Source organism: Rubellimicrobium aerolatum (assembly GCF_017872975.1).
Lineage (GTDB): Bacteria > Pseudomonadota > Alphaproteobacteria > Rhodobacterales > Rhodobacteraceae > Rubellimicrobium > Rubellimicrobium aerolatum.
In genome coordinates, this window is the sequence record NZ_JAGGJP010000030.1 from 1 (window position 1) to 18,538 (window position 18,538).

Below are 18,538 nucleotides of genomic sequence, written 5' to 3' on the forward strand. Positions count from 1 at the left end.
CCGGGAGAGGCCAGCCGGGTGGTCCAGACTCGGGTAGCAGCTCATCGTCAGCTCCGCTGACATTACAGATGGATCCGATTTCGGGAGGCAGGCCAGTAGTGGCCCGTGATCCGCAGCCGGTGGCCGCCGGCCAAGTCGATCTCGATCCGGCTCTCGACGGCTGGTGTTGCAGGCTCAGCAGGGCAGTCGTGCTCCCCGACGATCTCGACGGGCAGGAAGAGGTTGGTCTCTTCGGTCGCCTTGTCGGGCGCGAACCGCGGATCCCGCAGCCAGGTGAAGACCAGATTGGTGTTCGCGTTGGTGCGCCGCGCAACTTGGCTCACCAAGACACCCGGCACCCGCGTCTGCGCGCAGATCGTCCGCTTCTCCTCGTCCGACCAGACCCGCCGCTTCCGCCCTCGTGCCACCCCAGACCCCGATAGTGTCCATCATCCACAAGCGGACACTATCCCTCGGCATCTCCGACCGTCAGAGCAGCTAGACCAGACGCTTACGCTTGGAGCGACGGTCGTTGTTGCGGAACAGCACGGTGAAGCGGTTCTTGCGCTCGACCACCGTGGCCACGTTGGCCGGGCCGTGCTCTTACGGAAGATCATCAGGTCGGCTTCCCAATGGCCGAACTCCGCCCGGACATTCACCTCCTTGGGACGGTGATGGATGCGCGAGGTCCCTGGAAACACCAAGCTTCTTGGCTTGCGGGCCCGGCGGCGCTCGGGAAGATACTGGGCGAGCTCCTGGCTCTGGCCCTCGGCGGAGTACACGAACCGGTAGATCGTCTCGTGGCAGAGCCAGTGCTGTGGCCCGCTCCCAGGTTCGACCTTGAGGCGGCCCGCGATCTGCTCGGGCGACCAGCCGTCCTTGAGGCGGTCGATGACCGCTGCGCGCAGGTCCGGGTGGCGTGCCAGTTTGCAGGAGGACCGGCGTCGTCCGTCCGCCAACTGCTGGGCCGTGACCGGCCAATAGCCCTTGGCCTGCGGCACCTCGGCGTCGTGCCACCAGTTGCGCTTCAGCTCGCGGTAGATGGTCGAGCGGTGTCGGCCGAGTCGCCGGGCGATCTCGTCGATCGCAATCTTCTGCTCGCGCAGCCGCGCCAACTGCCGGCGCTCCTCCAAGCTCAGGTGAACGAACGGGCAGGGCATCGCATCCTCCAGGTAACTCCGTGGATCTACGTACCTGTCGCAGTTCGAAATAGAATGTGCCGACTCTTTGAGCTGAGTCGCATAACCTAAATTATAGCAGCCCTGCACCCGCCAGTCCTCTTTAGGACCGGTCAAGAGTTCAAGACTCTCTTGCCATCGCGTGGAGCGCTCTTTTGGCGATGCCGCTGGTGAGCGAGGATTGCAGCCAGTTCCAACTCCAAAAATATGAGGCGCTGCACCGCATCGCCGAAGTCGTCGAGCCGGAGCGGCATGCCGCTCCGGTGGAGTGTTGCACGCGCCTGATCAGTTCGTGCCGATGTAGTCGGCCATGTTGGTGGGGGTGACTAGCTCAAAGGGGACGTAGACGGGGCTCGTCACCGTCTCACCCTTGGCGAGGGCCAGGGCGGTATCGAGGCCGCCTGCGCCCTGCGCCTTGGCGTTCTGGAACACGGTCACGTCGAGGTCTTCGGCCTGCATCGCCTGCAACCCATCCGCAGTGGCATCGATGCCAACAACGATCACGTCCTCCTTGGGAACGCCCGCCGCGCTGAGCGCCTGGATCGCCCCCAACGCCATCTCGTCGTTGTTGGCGAAGACCACGTCCGGCGTATCGCCCGAGGACAGCCAGTTGGTCATCAGGTTGGAGCCGCCCTCGCGCGACCAGCCGCCCACCTGCTCGTCGGTGATGGTGATGAAGCTGCAGTCAGGGGTGGCCAGAACGTCGTGGACGTCCTTGGTCCGCTGCACCGCCGCCTGATGGGCGAGGTCGCCGATCAGGATCACGCCCGTGGCTTCGGCCGCGCCAGCCTCACGCAGAAGGCGGCAGGCCTCGGTGGCGCCCAATGTGCCCGACTCGACCTCGTTGGAGCCGACATAGGCTTGGTTTGCGGGAAGATCGGCCAGGTTTGCGGGTTCGAGATTGACGTAGACGAGGGGAACGCCGGCCGCTTCGGCGGCCTGGGTCAGGGCGGGCCCGGCCGAGCTGTCCACCAGCGTCACGACGATCGCATCCACGCCATTGGCGATGAAGTTGTTCACCTGATCGAGCTGCTTGGCCATGTCGTTTTGGGCGTCCTCGATCTGGATGTCGACGCCCAGCTCTTCGGCATGGACTGCCATGCCGTTGCGAAGCAGCGTTTGAAAGTTGTTGTCGAAGTTGACGATGCTGACGCCCACCGACTGAGCCGAAGCGGCACCGGCGAGGCCGAGGCCGAGCGCGGCAAGCAGAAGTCTGGTCTTCATGGTCTGTCCTCCCTGCGGGCGCCGGTCCGCCCGGTTGTGCTTGGGCCGGTCCCCATCTTCGTGGGGAGTTCTCGTGGCGCTGCGACCGGTGGGACCTGCCCGCAGCGCAAGGGGCCAGGGGTCACGCGGCGATGCGCACGACCCCGTCCACGACCTCAGCCGGATAGGTTCGGAGATTGATGCACGCCGGCATGCGTTTGGCTTGGCCTGTGCGGTAGTCGAACACGCCGGAATGCTTGGGGCACTCGATCTCGTGCTCCATCACGAGGCCGGTGGCGAGATGCACCGCTTCGTGGGTGCAAAGCCCATCGGTGCAGAACACCTCGTCCTCGGGCGAGCGGAACACCGCAAAGGTGCGACCCGCATGGTCGAAACGGACGACGCCTTCGGGCTCGATCTCCTCGAAGCGACACACGGTGATCCAGGTCGTTGCTGTCATCGCGTGGTCCTCAGCGAGCGACTTGGGCGGCACGGCGGGCGTTCAGGCGTTCGACCTTGCGCTGGTAGCGCTCGTTCATGCGCTGCTCAGCCTCCTTAGAGCCGTCGTGAAAGGTGCCGATCCAGCGGTCGAAAGGGATCAGGCCATCGCCATAGTTCACCTCGAAGTACTTGTGGTGGAGGTAGTGGATGTAGGCATGGCTATCGACCGCCCGGTCCTCTCCGACCTCGATCTTGTCGAAGCCCACATGCCCTGGCACCGCACCGAAGCCCGCCAAGTGGAGTTGGAACAGGGCAATCACCGGGTTCGACGGGATCAACACATGGTACAGGATCGGCGAGAAGTAGAGCAGGTGCTCGACCGGGTGCATCGAGAGCGACGACCACGGCGAGGGATTGACCGAGTTGTGGTGGACCGAATGCACCCACTTGTAGAGGAACGGCGTGTGGATCAGCCGGTGGATCATGAAGAAGTGGGCCTCATGGATCACCGGCACGAGGAGGCAGAGCGCCGCGAGCCAGAGCGGGTGATCCGCCCAGGACAGCCAGGGTCCGAAGCTGTTGGCGTAGGCCCAGAGCATGAGCACCTGAAGGCCCGTCCAGATGGGCACGCCCGACAGGAAGCCGCGCAGCATGTTGTCGATGTTCTGCGACTTGAACCAGAACACGTCCGACGGCTGCTCGGCCGGGAACTTGCCGTTGTACTTGAAGCGGTTGCCCTGCGCCCGCGTGATGTAAAGGCGCAGCTCGAAGACGAAGTACCACAGGAACACCGCAACGGCGTTCACCGCCAGGAGCCGCAGCACCCACCCCCAGGACAGGGTGCGCATGACCTCCACGTCCGGCACGACCCAGGCCCACCAAGCCAGCGCCGACAGGAAGAAGAGCGCGTTGTAGGGGAAGAAGTAGTGAGGCAGCCATTTGAGCAGGGCCAGCGGCCGGGGTGGCAACTCGAACAGCGGTGCGGTCGACGCCGGCTCGGTCGGCGCCCAGTCGCCGCGCTTGTTCCGCGTGCCGAATTTGAGATCGTCCATGAAGTCCTCCGGGTCGAAGCTTAGAAGGATCGGGTCAGGTCGAGGGCGCGCTCGAAGGCGTCGTCGCTCATGTCCACTTGATGCGTCACCTCCGGGTAGGTGCCCGAGGCCACGTCATCCGCCCAGGCGCGGAAGGCCATCACGCGACGCGTCTGGACCTCCGCCATCAGCGCCACGAAGTCGTCGTAGCGCTTGGCGTGGCGGGGGTAGTGCCCGGTGTGCGTGCCGAGCACGTCACAGGAAAAGAGATACTGCGTGTCGCAGGCGGTGCCGCAGCCCATGCCCATCGTGAGCATCGGCGTCGTGGCCGTGATGTGAGCAGCCAGACGCACGGGCACCACCTCAACCTCGATGGTCGCCGCGCCCGCGTTCTCGAGATCCTTGACCTCGCGCAGCACGCGCGCAGCTTCCTCCGGGGTGCGGCCCACGGCCCGATAGCCGGTCCAAGCCGCCTTGTTCGGCACAAGGCCCACGTGGCCCGTGACCGGGATCGCTTCACGCGCCATGGCCTCGATGAAGCGCGGCGAGTGCGAGCAGTAGATCGAGTCCGCGCCGCGTCGGAGCAAGGAAAAGCCTTCCCGCACCGCCTCGTCGGGTGAGGCCACCGAACCATGCGCCATGCCAGTCGAAACAAAGGCCGAGGGCGCCGCCGCGCGAACCATGTCAAGGGTGACATCGGCCTCGCAAGACAGGATCACGATCCCCGCTTCGACCGCAGCTGCAGCCTCCTCGCCATTGTCCACATGAAGCTGGAGCCACTTGCGGCTCCCCTTCTGTCTCAGCAGGTCGTGCACCCTGGGGCGCTCAGTCATCGTTCGGATCCTCCCGAACGAGGTCCTACATCAAGGACAGCGCCGGCCGCGCATCCGACGGTGATCAAAACTGATCAAACGTTGGCAGCCGTGAGGGTGACGAAGCGGATGGCCGGGTTCTCCACCGGCTCCTGCAGGAACCCCAGGCTGTGCAGCATCAAGTCCATCGCGCGTTGAGCCTGCGCCTCGGGCTCCTGATCAAGCACGATGTCCATGACACCGTCGCGGAGCGCCCGTGCGCTTCGATCGGTGAGCTCGTGCCCTGCGAAGAACACCTTGTCCCCGTTTGGGAGCCGGGCCAGTTCCTCGGCCAGCGCGCCGTTCGCGCCGCCTGCGTTATAGAACCCGGCCAAGTCCGGCCAGGTTTGTAGCGCTTCCCGCAGGAGGACACGCGCTCGGCTCCCATCGTCGCCGTGGAACAGCACGCACTCGAAGGCGAGGTGCGGGGCATGGCGCGCGAGCGCGTCGGAGAAGCCGCTGATACGGTCGCGATGGACCGCATAGAGGCCCGAGTGGCAAAAGGCGACGACCGGGCCAGGGCGCGGCTGCATCCGGGCCAGGAACAGCGCCGCGGTTCGTCCCGCAGCCTTATTGTCTATGCCCACATAGGCCGCGCCCTGGGTCACGGCGCGTGACACCACCTGCACCACGGGCAGCCCTTCCCTCGCCACGCGCCCAAGCGCCTCCTGCACCGGCGCCGTGTCGGGCACCGCGAGGATCAGGCCCGAGCGGCGGTGCGGCGGCTCGGCGATGCGCCGCGCGATGGCGGCCGGATCGGTTTCGAGCAGAAAGGCCCGGTGGACCGAGATCGCGGGGTCGAGCACGGCGACGATGCGATCGAAGGCGCGGGCAAGGCGGAGAAAGAACGTCGAGTCGGGCCGGACAAGCAGGAGATCAATGCGCACGATGCCCCGATGCGGGTCTGGCAACCGACGGGAAGGTGGAGAGCACGCGCGGCTGTGAGCACGCGCTCGATCATCTCGGGACGTACTCCACCGCGCGCATTGAGCACACGCTCCACGGTCGCGGTTCCGACACCCGCCAGTCGGGCGATATCGCTGATCGTGGGTTTGGCCATGCAAGCGCTCTGGTGCTTTCGGACCTTGGCTGACCTATCCGGGTGGGCAAGACAAGGGAGTGCCTCTGGAACCCGACCGGTCCGTAGATGACTCGTGACTCTGGATCCGTCAGCCCGGGGCAATCTGGACAAAGTTTTATGCTGTACAAAAGTCAGGTGCGTCGGTTGGCGGGAATCTGCTTGGCTGGGGCACTCGTGTCGCCGCTAAGCCTCCGAAGGGTCGAGCGGTGGGGGCCAGCCTGGCCCTCTCTTAGTCTCGCCTAACAGAAATCATGGCAGCCCTGCGCCCCCCAGTCCTCTTCAGGGCCGGCTAACAATACAAGACTTCCGCGACGGTAGCCAAAGAACCAGGAGCGTAAAGAGCCATGGAACACGGACCCTCACGCCGGTCGTTGAGGGCCAGCTTCTGGAGACGCTGCCATGGCCCAGCGCCGGACTGCCCCGCACCCACTCGGCCGTATCGTCAGGTGGACTGCGAGCCTGCTCCTCGTGGCGCTCGCCCTGGCCTCGGCATTGCCCCTGCTCGCCACCGATGCTTGGGCGGTGCGAGCCTTGGACTTCGCGCGGCTCCAGTTCGGGGTCGTGCTGCTCGTGATCGTCTTGCTTGCGGTGCTCTTCGATGCCGGGCGCGGCCCCGCGGGCCTGTTGGCGCTGGCGGCCGGCGGCGCGGGCCTGGGCGTCAACGCGGCCGCGCTCGCGCCCTGTGCGCCCTTGGCCGCGCCCACTGTGCCCACCACCGAGGCCTGCGAGCCCGGGGTAAGGCTCCGCCTCCTCATCGCCAACGTCCAGAAGAGCGACGAGGGCGCCGCGCGCCTCCTGGCCACCATCGAGGACGCCCGGCCCGACCTGATCCTGGCCATGGAAACCGACGCCTGGTGGGACGAGGCGCTGCGGCCGCTCCACGACGCCTACCCGCACCGCGTCCAGCACATCCCGGAGGACGCCGTGGCCTACGGCATGCACCTGCTGTCCCGGCTGCCGCTCGAGGACGCGCGCGTGGAGCTGTGGTTCGACGCCGTGACGCCCACGATCGTCGCCGACGCGGCCCTGCCAGACGGGCGCACGGTGCGGCTCCTCGGCCTGCACCCGCGCCCGCCCTTGCCGCCTGACCAGTCCTCCACGATGCGCGACGCGCACCTCCTGCGCGCGGCGCTCCTGGCGCGGGACGCGGGCGTGCCCACGGTCCTCGCGGGCGACCTCAACGCGGTGCCCTGGGAAGCCACCGTCCGACGCGTCCTGCGTGTGGGCGGCCTCGCCGACCCTCGCGAGGGCCGCGGCCTGTACCCGACCTTCAGCGCCGAGTCGTGGTGGATGGCCTGGCCCCTCGACCATGTGCTCGCCCAAGAGGCGTGGGGGCTGTCGGGATGGGAGGTGCTGCCGCCTTTCGGCTCAGACCACCACCCGGTGCTCGCGGAGCTGTGCCTAGGCGCCGCGCCCGCCGGCACCGCGCCATGGGCCAGCCCAGGCGACCTCGCAGCGGCCGGGACGGCGATCCGCGCGGCCGAGGCTCTAGGAAGACGGAGCGGAGGAGGAGCGCCATGACGATCGACCTGTTCGAGGGCTGGAATGGGGTGCTGCGCGTGCTCGTGGTGGGTACGCTGGCCTATGCGGGGCTGGTGCTGGTGCTGCGCGTCACCGGCAAGCGCACGCTGTCCAAGATGAACGCCTTCGACCTCGTGGTCACCGTGGCGCTGGGCTCGGCGCTGGCCTCCACCATGCTGTCGACCGGCACGCCCCTGGCCGAGGGTTTGGCCGGCATGGCGCTCTTGGTGCTGCTCCAGTTCGGGGTGACCTGGGCCTCGGTGCGCTCCGAGCGGGTGCAGCGGCTCGTCAAGGCGCAGCCGGCCATCCTGGTGCATCGCGGCCGCTGGCAGGATGGGGCGATGAAGCGCGAGCGGCTCACGCGCGAGGAGGTGCTGGCGGCGCTGCGCGGGCAGGGCCACGCGGCGCTCAGCGAGACGGTGAGCGTGGTGATCGAGACGGACGGCTCGCTGTCGGTGCTGTCGGGCCAGCCCTCGGGCGACCAGCCGTCGAGCCTGGCCAACGTGGCCGGGGCCGGAGAGGACCGGTGACGCCCCGCCTGGCCCTTTTGGCCGCACGGGTGGCGCGCTCGCTCTGGTTCCGCCCGGCGGTGGCGGCGGTGGCGGCGGTCGCGGTGCTGGCCGCCGCCCCTTTCGTGGCCCACCTGCTGCCCAGCGGCCTGATGACCCTCATCGGCCTGAGCGGCGTTTACGACCTGCTCGACGCGCTCGCCAACACGCTGCTGGCGGTGGCGATCTTCTCCCTGGGCATCATGGCCTCGTCGCTGCGGGCCGCCTCGGCCGCAGCCACCCCGCGCGTGCGCCCGCTGCTTGCGCAGGACCCCACCGCGCGCGCCGCCATCTCCACCTTCATCGGCGGCTTCGTGTTCTCGGTGGTGGGCATCGTGGGCCTGTCCACGGGCTATTACGGCAACGCCTCCAAGGTGCTGCTGTTCTTCGTCACCTGCCTGCTGCTGCTGGTGCTGATGGTGTCGCTGCTGCGCTGGATCGCGCGGCTGAGCCGCCTGGGCGACGTGGCCGAGTCGATCGATCTCGTCGAGGAGGAGGCCCGGCGGACGCTGCGGGAGCTGGCGGCCGACCCGTTCCTGGGCGGCACGCCGGCCGAAGGGCCGCCAGCCGGAGGCGAGCCGGTCCTTCCCGAGGCGCCCGGCTACGTGCAGGCCGTGGACGCGAACGGACTGGGGACCCTGGCGGACGAGCTGGGCGCGGATCTCCACCTCGTCGCCAGGCCGGGCCGGTTCGTCGGGCCCGGTCGCCCGCTCGCCGTGGCCATGCGCGCCCTGTCGGACGAGGAACGCGCCCGCGTGCGCGGCGCGTTCCTCGTCGGCCGGCAGCGCACCTTCGAGGCCGACCCGCGCTTCGCGCTCACGGTGCTCTCCGAGATCGGCTCCAAGGCGCTCTCGCCGGGGATCAACGACCCCGGCACCGCCATCGACGTGATCGCCACGGCCGTCCACCTCCTTTGCGACTGGTCCGAGGCCACGGGCCGGGCGAGTCCCGAGGTCCGCCACCCCCGCCTCCGGGTCGAGCCCATCGAGCCTGGGGCCCTGCTGCGGGACGCGCTGCGCTGGATCGCCCGCGACGGGGCGGCGCTGGCCGAGGTGCAGCACTGGCTCCAGACGGCGCTCCTCATGCTCGCGACCCAGGACCCGGCACGGTTCGCCGCCCCCGCTCGCGCGCTCTCGGCCGAGGCGCTGGCGCGCGCGGACGCGGCGATGACGCTGCCGCAGGATCTCGAGCCACTGCGCGCCCTGGCCGCCCGCGTGCAGGCGGCCTGACAGCCGCGCTATCCGTCTCCCTGCGCGCCATCGCGCGGGAAGGCCATGTCCCGCGCGGGTCGGGGCTGGGGGCCGTCTTGGCGGGGTGGCCAGCCCTCGCGCTGCCGGCCGCGCACCCCGTCCACCTCCTCCGTCTGGTCGTGGTGGAGCACGACCTGCGTGGGGAACGGCATGTCGATGCCTGCCCGGTCGAGCGCGCCCTTGATCGCCTCGACGACCCTCGCCTGCACGTGCACCACGTCGGTGCGGCGGCTGTGCGACCACCAGCGGACCTTCAGGTTGACGCTGGAGCCCGCGAGCTCCCAGGCCAGGACCTCGGGGGCCGGGTCGGGCTCCACCCCCTCCACCTCGCGCAGCGCCGCCAGAATCGCCTCGCGCGCGGCGGGAATGGGGTCGCCATAGCCGATGCCCACGTCGACCTCCGAGCGCCGCAGGTCGAAGGCCGTGTTCACCGTCACGGCGTTGGTGAAGACGTCGGCGTTGGGGATGATCGCGCGCCGCCCGTCGTAGGTGCGGATCATGGTGGCCCGCGTCTCGATCCACTCGACGCGGCCCTCGTAGCCGTTGACCACGATCTCGTCGCCGATGCGGAAGGGGCGCCGGATCAGCAGCAGAAGCCCCGCGAGCCAGTTCTGCAGGATGTCCTTGAAAGCGAAGCCGATGGCGATGGAGCCGATGCCCAGGCCCGCGATGAGGTCGCCGGGGTTGAAGGTGGGGATGACGACGATGAGCGCCACGAGCCCGCCCAGGACGATGACCGCCCATTTGACGAAGGAGCCCAGGACGGCGCCGAGGTTCTCGCGGTCGCGCCGCTTGCCCCAGCGAACGAGCGCATTCTGCACGCCCCAGCCCAGGCCCACGAAGACGAGGAGCACCACCAGCGCCACGGCGATGTTGGGCAGCAGGCGCTGGAAGCCCTCCACCCAGGCCGCGATCTTGTCGAGGATGACGCCGGGATCGGCCTGGACGGCCTCGGCGAGGGTGTCGGGCTCGTCCGCTGTGGGAGCGGGCTCGATAGTCTGGGCGTGGGCTTCGAACATGGGACCTGTGGGGTTGTGCTGACCGCCCGCCTCAATCTGAGGCGAGCGGGCCGGTGGGCGAGGTCGGCGTGACCTTGGAAGGTCCACGTGCCGGACGGTTCTCCCCCGGTCCGGGCGCGTCGCGCGGCGCCACGCGCAGCACCGCCCAGCCCAGCAGCCCCGCCACGAGCGAGCCGCCCAGGATGCCCACCTTGACCTCCTCCTGCAGGAGGGGGTCGCTGGCGAAGGCCAGGAGTCCGATGAACAGGCTCATGGTGAACCCGATCCCGCACAGGAGCGCCACGCCCAGGAGCTGCAGCCGGCCGGCCCCCATCGGCATGTCGGCGAGGCCGAGGCGGATCACGATCCATGCGCTGCCGAACACGCCCACGAGCTTGCCCAGGAGGAGACCCAGGGCCACGCCAAGCGTCAGGTCGCTCGTCAGCGCCTCGGTCGTCAGGTCGGCGAAGGACACGCCGGCATTGGCGAAGCCGAAGATCGGGATGACGAGAAAGGTGCTCCAGGGGTGGAGGGCGTGCTCCAGGCGGTGCAGGGGCGAATGGGCCATGTCGTCCGGGCGCGCGGGCGAGATCCGCAACGGGATGGTGAGGGCGAGGAGCACGCCGGCGACCGTGGCGTGGACGCCCGAGCCCAGCACCAACGCCCACAGGAGGACACCGGGCAGGAGGTAGGCCCAGAGCCGGTGGACGCCCAAGCGGTTCAGAAGGACGAGCCCGGCGAGGACGGCCGCCGCTCCGCCCAAGTGCGGCAGGGACAGCTCGCCCGAGTAGAAGAGCGCGATGATGAGCACCGCGCCCAGGTCGTCGAGGATGGCGAGCGCGGTCAGGAACACCTTGAGCGAGGTGGGCACGCGGTTCCCGAGGAGCGACAGCACGCCCAGCGCGAAGGCGATGTCGGTGGCGGCGGGGATGGCCCAGCCTCGGGCGGTGGTCGGGTCGTCGGCGTTGAAGAGGAGGAACACCAGCGCGGGCACGGCCATGCCACCCAGGGCCGCGACGCCGGGCAGGACGCGGTCGGGCCAAGTGCGAAGCTGGCCGTCCAGCACCTCGCGCTTGATCTCCAGCCCCACTACCAGGAAGAAGACCGCCATCAGACCGTCGTTGATCCAGTGCCCCAGGCTGAGCGGGCCGAGATAGGCGTGCAGCGCCCCGAAGTAGGCCGGCGCCAGGGGCGAGTTCGCCACGAGGAGCGCGAGCGCCGCCGCTCCCATGAGAACGATCCCGCCCGAGGCCTGCCCGTCGAGGAAGGCCCGCAGCATCGAGAAGGGGCGGGATCGCCGCGCGTGCGCGACCGAGGACGGTGGACGGGAGATCCCGGGCTTGCGGTCGGACATGGGCTGCGCCTTCTCCTGGACAGGAACGTCTTGGTCTCCGTTGTCCGGGCTCAATGCCCAAGCGCACGCAGCACACGCCTCCGCCTGACCTAGGAATGGCGGGCTCGCGATCAACGCTGAAGCCGCAAGTCGTCCCGCCTTGGCCTGATCCGCTCAACTCGCCCTGCGGGCCAGGCACACCTGGTTCAGGCTCCAGGGCGCCAGCGGGTTGCGGGCGAAGTCGCCGTGCCGCGCCACCAGCTCCAGCCCCGACGCCCCGAGCAGCAGCGGCAGCTCGTGGGGGAAGAACTGCCGCTGGACCAGGGGAGCCAGCTCGATCCAGTCCCGTCCCGGTGGCCGGACGCGCCAATGGGCGACGCGGAGCTGGCGCACCGGATCGTAGTCCACTCGCTCCTCCGCCTCGACGGCCGAGGCCGGGTTGGGGCCGAGGTCGAGCCGGCGCAGGCCCCCCTCGGGCGGGACCAAGTTACATGGGTCGGGCAGCACCACGTCGAAGGCCAGCACACCGCCGGGCGCCAAGTGCCGCCGGATCGCCGCCAAGCCGGCGCGCAGGTCCTCGGGCTCGGTCAGGTGCGACAGCGAATTGCAGGACAGGAGCACGAAGCCGAAGCGCTGGCCTAAGTCGAAGTCCCGCATGTCGCCGGCCACGAAGGTCACGGCCGTCCCGGCCTCGGCCGCCTTGGCCTTGGCTCGGGCCAGCATGGCGGGCGCGGCGTCGAGTCCCACCACGTTGTGCCCGTCCCGCGCCAGCGGGATGGTGAGCCGCCCCGTTCCGCAGGCCAGTTCCAGCACCGGCCCGCCGACCCGCCGCGCCTCCTCGCGGTAGAAGGGCTCGCAGGGGCCGGGCGGCAGGATGGCGTCGTAGACCTCGGCCATATCGTAGAGCGAAGGGATCACTGACGAAGAGGCCGCGACAGCAGCTTCGTCCTCACACGGAACGGTCGCTGGGTTGCGGCGACCTTGGGCAAGAGCAGGATTTGAGATCATGGGCATGCGGTCCGGCCTGCCAGCGAAGCAGAGCACGCTCAAACCCTTTCGAGGGTGGCTCCTGGTTTCGTCCAAGAGCGAGCGGAGCCCTCCACAGCATTCAGCTACAATGTGGGCTGCTCCTGGAATCGGTGCTCGGCCCGCGCCGGGCTCGCTAGGGCAGAGCACGGGACGGCGGCTTCTCGTTAGGGACCGCCGTCCGGCATGAGATGGCGTCACTCTGCCGCCGACTTGGGCACCGGCGCCTTGGGCGTGCCGTAGAGGCGTGGATCCACCTGGCCGAGCTGGCCCTCGTCCTGCGACATGGGCACAGGGTTGGCGAGGTATTCGAACTGGCCCTTGCCGTCGGGGGCGGGACCCTGGGCCCAGCGGCCCTCGGCGCTCTCGGTGCCTTCGGAGCAGTTCCAGAAGTTGTAGGCGACGCGGCTGTCCTCGAGTTCCTGCGGGAAGTTGGAGGGCACTGGCGTCTCCTCCAGCCCGTCGGCCCGGAGCTCCTCGATGGCGGCGAGCCACTGGTTCTGGTGCATCGTGTCGCGCGCGATCATGAAGGCCAGCATCCGCTTCACGCCCTGATCCTCGGTCAGGTTGTAAAGGCGCGAGACCTGAAGCCGGCCTTGGCTCTCGGCTGTCACGTTGAAGCGGAAGTCGGCGAGCAGGTTGCCGGAGGCGATCGTGTACTTGGCGTTCCAGGGATAGCCCACGCTATCCGAGGGCATCGCGCCCGAGCCCGACACGATGGCGTGCTGCGGGTTCATGCCAGCCAAGATCGCGTCTTCCACGCGCGCACCGCCCATCACCGCGCCCACGAGGGAGTTCTTGGCCGCGTCCTCCTGCGCCTCGACCGGCGAGGTCTCGAGGAGCCGCGCGATCATGGTGGCCAGCATCTCGACATGGGCGATCTCCTCGGTGCCGATGTCGAGGATCATATCCTTGTACTTGGCCGGGCCGCGGCAGTTCCAGCCCTGGAACAGATAGGTCATCATCACGCTGATCTCGCCCCACTGGCCGCCGAGCGGCTCCTGCAGCATCTTGGCGAAGACCGGATCGGGCCGCTCGGGCTTGGCGTCGAACTGATACTGGTTCGTGCGGAAGAACATCTCGGGGCTCCTGGTGAGGCCGGTCCCTGGAAGCCGGCCGGGTTGCGCCGGCGCGTGTGCGCGGCGGAGGGACGGGGCCGCACCGGTGTTGGCGCCGACCCTGTAACATTTCCTCTAACCGGTACGGAGCACGGACGTTCCCCGTCGGGGCGGCCCCGCACGCATTCGTGGCCCACACCCCAACCTGGAAAGGCGCGCAGATAGTCGTGCATGTCTGCTGCACCGTGCGCCAATCACGGATGCCGTTGAAAAACTCCGAAGCGGGCTGACGAGAACCTCGCAGAGCATCCGTGGGCAAAAGCATCTCTATTGAAAAAGAAGCTCACGGAACCGGTCTTTCGCCCGAACCTGCCGGAAAGTGCCCCCGCAAGCGCTGGACCGAGTCTTTCCACAAGACTTTCGCGCACCTTGTGACCTGAACGCAGTTCCCTGCATGTCAGGAACTCTTGACCCGCCAAGCCCTTACCCTTCCGGGCGTGAAGGAAGGACGGCATCGGGTGACAGACGACGCCACGCGGGCGCAGCTTGAGCGGATCATCGAGGGCCTCGCCGAGGGGGTGATCCTGATCGAGCCCGATCAGCGCATCAGCTACGCTAACTTGGCTGCGTTGCGGATGCATGGAGCGACCAACCTTGCGGCCTTGGGTGACACGGTGGCCGCCTACCGAGCGACCTACGTGCTCACGGATGGCGCTCATCGCCCCGCTTCCGGCCGCCATCCGATCGAGCGCGTGGTGTCGGGCGAGGCGGTGGACGACGTGGTGGTGCACGTGACGCGTGCCGACGCGCCAGAGGTGGAGTGGGCGCACCGGCTGCGCAGCCTGGCCATGACCGACGCCTCAGGCGCGCCCGACCTCCTCGTGGTGATCGTCACCGATGTCAGCGAGCAGGTGGAGGCGGAGGCGCGCTTCGAGGCGACCTTTGCGGCCAACCCGGCGCCATCGCTGATCTGCCGGCTCGCGGACCAGCGCTTCGTCAAGGTCAACGAGGGCTTCCTGGAGCTCACGGGCCTCCGGCGGGACGAGATCCTCGGGCGCAGCCTGCACGAGGTGGACGTGCTGGCCCGCGCCGAGCGCCGCGACCTCGCGCTGGAGCGGCTGCGCGCGGGCCAGACCATCCCGCAGATGGAGGCCTGCCTCGCCGTGCCGGCCGACGCCGAGAAGCTGGTGATCGTGGCGGGCCAGCCCATCGAGATGGGCGACGAGCCCTGCCTGCTGTTCACCTTCGCCGACCTTGAGCCGCGACGGCGCGCCGAGGCGGCGCTCCGGCACTCCGAGGAGCGCTTCGTCACGTGCTTCCGCTTGGCGCCAGTCCCGCTCGCCGTGGTCGCGGCCAAGGGCACCCGCTTCGTGGAGGTGAACGAGGCCTTCTGCGCGCTCACGGGGCTGAAGACGCCGGACGCGGTGGGTCGGAGCCTGGCGGAGGTGGGGCTTTGGGCCGAGGCCGGCGCGCGGCGGAGCTTCGAGCGCGCCTTCGCCGCCACGGGGCAGGTCCGCAGCTTGGAGACGCGGCTCAGGACCAAGGATGGGGCGGAGTTCGACGCGCTGGTGGCGGCCGACGCGGTCCGCCTCGGCGACGAGCCGAGCCTGCTTCTGGCCATTCAGGACGTGAGCGAGCGCAGGCGCTCGGAGGCCGAGCTGATGGCGGCCATCGAGGCGGTGATGGCCGACGCGTCGTGGTTCTCCCAGGCGGTGGTCGAGAAGCTGGCGGAGCTGCGGCATCCCCAGAGAACAGGGCGCGAGGGGGCGGTGGCGGGCCTGGCCGAGCTCACGGGCCGGGAGCGCGAGGTGCTGGGGCTCATCTGCCGAGGTCTGGGCAACGCGGAGATCGGCCAGCGGCTCAAGGTGTCGAGCAACACCGTCAAGAACCACCTGGCCTCGCTCTACCGTAAGCTCGGGGTCAACCGCCGCAGCGCCCTGATCGTATGGGCGCGCGAGCGCGGCTTTGGCGATGGCGAGGTGCCGCCGCGCCGGACGCGCCGGACCTCCCTCCCTAAGGACTAACCGGCCTAGTCCTTACTGACCTGGTCAGGAATCTTCGGAACCATAGGCCGGTTGGACCATTTGCCCGGCATCGGCTGACGCGGGCCCCCGGTCCTCGCCAGCCCCAAGGCAAGGAGGCCATCATGGACGACGATCGCGCCAAGGGCAGCGCCCAGCAGGCCAAGGGCTCCGTCAAGGAGGCCCTGGGCACGCTCACCGGCGACGCCAAGCTCCGGTCCGAGGGCCGCGCCGACACGGCGGCCGGCACGGTCCGGAACGCGATAGGCGGCCTCAAGGACGCCGTGCGCGACGCCTTCGACCCCGACCAGCCCCGCTCGGGCAAGCCCTGACCTCCGTTCCGCCGCCGGGCCTCCCGTGCAGGGCCCGGCGCGCGGCGGCCCGGGCTCGTGGCTGGCCCGGGCCAACCCGTTCCCCGCAGCCCATGACCCCGAAGGACGACCCTGGCCATGACCGACACCTTCCACCCCGACACGCCGCGCAACCGCGACGACCATGACGCCCCGCACATGAGCCCGGTGACGCCGGCCGAGGACGCCCGCACCATCATGATCAACCAGATCTCCTGGGGCGCGGTGCTCGCCGGCGTCGTGCTGACCCTCGCCATCCAGCTCATCCTCAACCTCCTCGGCATCGGCCTGGGCGCGGCGACGCTCGATCCGGGCCAGGGCGCGGGCCAGAACCCCGAGGCCGCGACGCTCGGGATCGGCGCCGGCATCTGGTTCGTGGTGTCCGGGATCGTGGCCTCCTTCATCGGCGGCTATGCGGCGGGACGCCTGGGCGGCAAGCCCAAGGAGTCGACCGCGGGCTGGCATGGGCTCACCGCCTGGGCCCTCAGCACCCTTCTCATCTTCTACCTCCTGACCTCGACGCTGGGCTCCATCGTCGGCGGCGCCTTCAGCACGCTCGGCAACGTGGCCGGCGGCGTGGCCTCCGCGGCCGGCGGGGCGGTGCAGACCGCGACCACGGCGGCGGCGTCGGCGCCGGATGCGGCCGGGGACGCCTTCGCGGGCATCCAGACCGCGATCGAGGACGCGGTGCCGGCCGAGGACGCCGCGGCGGCGCGCGATGCCGCTGTCGCCGCGGTGCGGGCGCTGGTGACGGGCGACCCCGCGCAGGCCGAGACGGCCCGCGAGGAGGCGGCCCAGGCGCTCGCGACCGCGCGCAACATTCCCATCGAGGAGGCGCGCACCCAGGTCGAGGGCTTCGAGGAGCAGTACAGCTCCACCGTGGGCAACGTGCAGGAGCAGGTCGCTGACGTGGCCGACACGGCCGCCAACGCGGTCTCGACGGGCACGATCCTGGGCGCCATCGGGCTCCTGATCGGCGCGCTCGCGGGCTGGTTCGGCGGCCGGGCCGGTGCGGTGGACCCCACCATGACGGCGCGGCTGACCACTGCCCGGACGACCACCACGACGCGGCTTTGACCAGGTCACCTGTTAACGAGTGACACCCCCGTCACCATGCAAGGCAAGGGTCGTGACACCCGCATGGTGACGGTCCCCCTTGACCCACAGCCTCGGTCCAGAACCGAACCCGCCCGAGAACAGGATCTTTCCATGGCTCAGCAAACCATCGTCGCCTATTTCGACTCCCGTTCCGAGGCCAAAGCCGCCAGGAACGCCTTGGTCGCCGATGGCGTCCCGGCGTCCGCCATTACGCTCCTGCCAGAGGACGACTCGACCTATACACGCGACGCTAGCGCGGCGGCCTACGACCACCGCCGCGACGAGGGGGGCTTCTTCGCCTCGCTGGGCAACCTCTTCCTGCCCGACGAGGACCGTTACGCCTACGCCGAGGGCCTGAGCCGCGGCGGCATCGCGCTGTCGGTCATGACCGACGACGCCAACTACGGGCGCGTGGCCGACCTTCTCGAGCGCTCGGGTGCGGACAACATCGACGAGCGTGAGGCGGAGTGGAGGAGCGCTGGCTGGACGGGCTACGTCGGCGATACGGCCGCGGGCGCCACTGCTCAGGCCGCCACGATGAGATCGGCAGGCAGTGGCGTTCCCGGCGATGACGACGTCATCCAGGTGGTGGAGGAGCAGCTCCGGGTCGGCAAGCGCATGACCGAAGGGGGCCGGGTCCGCATCCGCTCCTACGTGGTCGAGACGCCGGTCGAAGCGGAGGTGGAGCTGCGGGCGCAGCACGTGACCATCGAACGCCGTGCTGTCGACCGCCCGGCCACCGCGGCCGATCTCGCGGCCGGCGACCGGACCCTTGAGGCCACCGAGCGGCGCGAGGAGGCCGTGGTCTCCAAGGAGGCTCGCGTGGTCGAGGAGATCGGCCTGCGGCAGGAGACCGAGGTGCAGCACCAGCGCATCCAGGACACCGTGCGCAAGACCGAGGTCGAGGTAGAGGACGAGCGCGTGGCAGCCGAGCGGGAGGCCGAGCGTCTGCACGCCACCCGGCCGCTCACCGACTGACGTCCTCGGGGGTCGCCTCACAGGCGGCGGCCCCTTTTTTGTCCCGCGTCGAGCGGAGGGCGAGCATGGGCTTTCTCTGGACCATCATCATCGGCTTCATCGCGGGCCTCCTCGCCAAGCTGATCCTCCGGGACGCCACGAGCCCTCGGGCTTCGTGCGGACCGCGCTCCTCGGCATCGTTGGCGCCTTCTTCGCCACATCGCCCGGCCGAACCCTGGGTTGGTACGACCCCAGCGTAGGTGCGGGCCTGATCGACGCCACCATTGGCGCGATCCTTGTTCTTATCATCCGGGGCGCGGTTACGCGCCGGACCTGACCTCATCATGCACCGCACCATTGAGATCACTCTTGCGCCCGCAGGCACCGACCGGCTCCTGGCCGAGCTGGCCGCCGACGAGCATGTCATGGGCCTGTCCGTGCAGCGCGGCGCCTCGATCAAGCCGCCCGGCGACGTCGTGGTCGTCCAAACCCTCAACCGGGGCGCGGACGCCGTCATGCTGGCTGGACCCCGATCACGGCTCCAGGGTCGATGATAGCTCGTCGGGGCATGGTAGGCTAGCGTTGTAGCCGGCCAGATTTGGAGCGTGGCGAGC

General features: G+C 69.3%; 19 protein-coding genes and 2 pseudogenes. 9 read left to right on the plus strand and 12 right to left on the minus strand.

The features are described 5' to 3' along the window. Nucleotides 1-62: 62 nt before the first annotated feature. From tnpA to J2Z33_RS19015, 8 genes and pseudogenes are all read right to left on the minus strand, one after another. Nucleotides 63-407, minus strand: a complete 345-nt coding sequence (gene tnpA, locus J2Z33_RS17235) for an IS66-like element accessory protein TnpA (RefSeq protein ID WP_209843352.1) — start codon at nt 405-407, stop codon at nt 63-65. An 88-nt stretch (nt 408-495) separates the two neighbouring features. Next, nucleotides 496-1,139: pseudogene (locus tag J2Z33_RS17240) on the minus strand (IS30 family transposase); the annotation flags it as partial. A 303-nt stretch (nt 1,140-1,442) separates the two neighbouring features. Next, the gene (locus tag J2Z33_RS17245) at nt 1,443-2,381 is read right to left on the minus strand and encodes a substrate-binding domain-containing protein (protein WP_209843357.1); all 939 of its coding nucleotides are present in this window, start codon (nt 2,379-2,381) and stop codon (nt 1,443-1,445) included. Between the two features lie 121 nt (nt 2,382-2,502). Further along, nucleotides 2,503-2,820: a MocE family 2Fe-2S type ferredoxin gene (locus J2Z33_RS17250; RefSeq protein WP_209843359.1), complete on the minus strand. Its 318-nt coding sequence runs from the start codon at nt 2,818-2,820 to the stop codon at nt 2,503-2,505. Between the two features lie 10 nt (nt 2,821-2,830). Further along, nucleotides 2,831-3,853 (minus strand): sterol desaturase family protein, encoded by a 1,023-nt coding sequence (locus tag J2Z33_RS17255; RefSeq protein ID WP_209843361.1) that lies wholly within the window; start codon nt 3,851-3,853, stop codon nt 2,831-2,833. A gap of 20 nt (nt 3,854-3,873) precedes the next feature. Further along, nucleotides 3,874-4,665 (minus strand): 3-methyl-2-oxobutanoate hydroxymethyltransferase, encoded by a 792-nt coding sequence (locus J2Z33_RS17260; protein WP_209843363.1) that lies wholly within the window; start codon nt 4,663-4,665, stop codon nt 3,874-3,876. Nucleotides 4,666-4,739: 74 nt separating this feature from the next. Beyond that, entirely contained in the window at nt 4,740-5,570 is an 831-nt protein-coding gene (locus J2Z33_RS17265) for a substrate-binding domain-containing protein (RefSeq protein ID WP_342454224.1), read from the minus strand. Nucleotides 5,571-5,665: 95 nt separating this feature from the next. Next, a pseudogene (locus tag J2Z33_RS19015) lies at nt 5,666-5,743 on the minus strand (LacI family DNA-binding transcriptional regulator); the annotation flags it as partial. Between the two features lie 420 nt (nt 5,744-6,163). Here J2Z33_RS19015 and J2Z33_RS17275 point away from each other — a divergent pair. The 3 genes from J2Z33_RS17275 to J2Z33_RS17285 are packed head-to-tail and all read left to right on the plus strand — an operon-like array spanning nt 6,164 to nt 9,062. Further along, a complete protein-coding gene (locus J2Z33_RS17275; RefSeq protein WP_209843369.1) occupies nt 6,164-7,285 on the plus strand; it encodes an endonuclease/exonuclease/phosphatase family protein in 1,122 nt (373 codons plus the stop codon). Next, nucleotides 7,282-7,815 carry a DUF421 domain-containing protein gene (locus J2Z33_RS17280; RefSeq protein ID WP_209843371.1) on the plus strand — a complete coding sequence of 178 codons (534 nt, stop codon included), beginning with the start codon at nt 7,282-7,284 and terminating at the stop codon, nt 7,813-7,815. Before J2Z33_RS17275 ends, J2Z33_RS17280 begins: the two co-directional genes overlap by 4 nt. Continuing rightward, the gene (locus tag J2Z33_RS17285; protein ID WP_209843373.1) at nt 7,812-9,062 is read left to right on the plus strand and encodes a DUF2254 domain-containing protein; all 1,251 of its coding nucleotides are present in this window, start codon (nt 7,812-7,814) and stop codon (nt 9,060-9,062) included. Before J2Z33_RS17280 ends, J2Z33_RS17285 begins: the two co-directional genes overlap by 4 nt. Before the next feature lie 8 nt (nt 9,063-9,070). Here J2Z33_RS17285 and J2Z33_RS17290 read toward each other — a convergent pair whose 3' ends face one another. The 4 genes from J2Z33_RS17290 to J2Z33_RS17305 all read right to left on the minus strand — a co-directional run bounded on the left by J2Z33_RS17290 (nt 9,071) and on the right by J2Z33_RS17305 (nt 13,519). Continuing rightward, nucleotides 9,071-10,102 carry a mechanosensitive ion channel family protein gene (locus J2Z33_RS17290; protein ID WP_209843375.1) on the minus strand — a complete coding sequence of 344 codons (1,032 nt, stop codon included), beginning with the start codon at nt 10,100-10,102 and terminating at the stop codon, nt 9,071-9,073. Between the two features lie 31 nt (nt 10,103-10,133). Next, entirely contained in the window at nt 10,134-11,435 is a 1,302-nt protein-coding gene (gene nhaA / locus J2Z33_RS17295; RefSeq protein ID WP_209843377.1) for a Na+/H+ antiporter NhaA, read from the minus strand. A 153-nt stretch (nt 11,436-11,588) separates the two neighbouring features. Then, nucleotides 11,589-12,332, minus strand: coding sequence for a class I SAM-dependent methyltransferase (locus tag J2Z33_RS17300; RefSeq protein ID WP_209843378.1), 744 nt, complete (start codon nt 12,330-12,332; stop codon nt 11,589-11,591). A 305-nt stretch (nt 12,333-12,637) separates the two neighbouring features. After that, on the minus strand, nt 12,638-13,519 hold the full coding sequence (locus tag J2Z33_RS17305; RefSeq protein ID WP_209843380.1) for a manganese catalase: 882 nt from the start codon (nt 13,517-13,519) through the stop codon (nt 12,638-12,640). A gap of 497 nt (nt 13,520-14,016) precedes the next feature. Here J2Z33_RS17305 and J2Z33_RS17310 point away from each other — a divergent pair, with 497 nt between their 5' ends. The 6 genes from J2Z33_RS17310 (at nt 14,017) to J2Z33_RS17335 (ending at nt 18,478) form a co-directional block, all read left to right on the plus strand. Then, nucleotides 14,017-15,522 (plus strand): helix-turn-helix transcriptional regulator, encoded by a 1,506-nt coding sequence (locus J2Z33_RS17310; RefSeq protein ID WP_209843382.1) that lies wholly within the window; start codon nt 14,017-14,019, stop codon nt 15,520-15,522. A gap of 122 nt (nt 15,523-15,644) precedes the next feature. Beyond that, nucleotides 15,645-15,851: a CsbD family protein gene (locus tag J2Z33_RS17315; RefSeq protein ID WP_209843384.1), complete on the plus strand. Its 207-nt coding sequence runs from the start codon at nt 15,645-15,647 to the stop codon at nt 15,849-15,851. A gap of 117 nt (nt 15,852-15,968) precedes the next feature. Next, nucleotides 15,969-16,946 (plus strand): PhnA-like protein, encoded by a 978-nt coding sequence (locus tag J2Z33_RS17320; protein ID WP_209843385.1) that lies wholly within the window; start codon nt 15,969-15,971, stop codon nt 16,944-16,946. Nucleotides 16,947-17,078: 132 nt separating this feature from the next. Continuing rightward, the gene (locus tag J2Z33_RS17325) at nt 17,079-17,945 is read left to right on the plus strand and encodes a YsnF/AvaK domain-containing protein (protein WP_209843387.1); all 867 of its coding nucleotides are present in this window, start codon (nt 17,079-17,081) and stop codon (nt 17,943-17,945) included. A gap of 154 nt (nt 17,946-18,099) precedes the next feature. Next, nucleotides 18,100-18,261 (plus strand): GlsB/YeaQ/YmgE family stress response membrane protein, encoded by a 162-nt coding sequence (locus tag J2Z33_RS18890; protein ID WP_342454225.1) that lies wholly within the window; start codon nt 18,100-18,102, stop codon nt 18,259-18,261. A gap of 7 nt (nt 18,262-18,268) precedes the next feature. Continuing rightward, the gene (locus tag J2Z33_RS17335) at nt 18,269-18,478 is read left to right on the plus strand and encodes a hypothetical protein (protein WP_209843389.1); all 210 of its coding nucleotides are present in this window, start codon (nt 18,269-18,271) and stop codon (nt 18,476-18,478) included. The last annotated feature ends 60 nt before the right edge of the window (nt 18,479-18,538 follow it).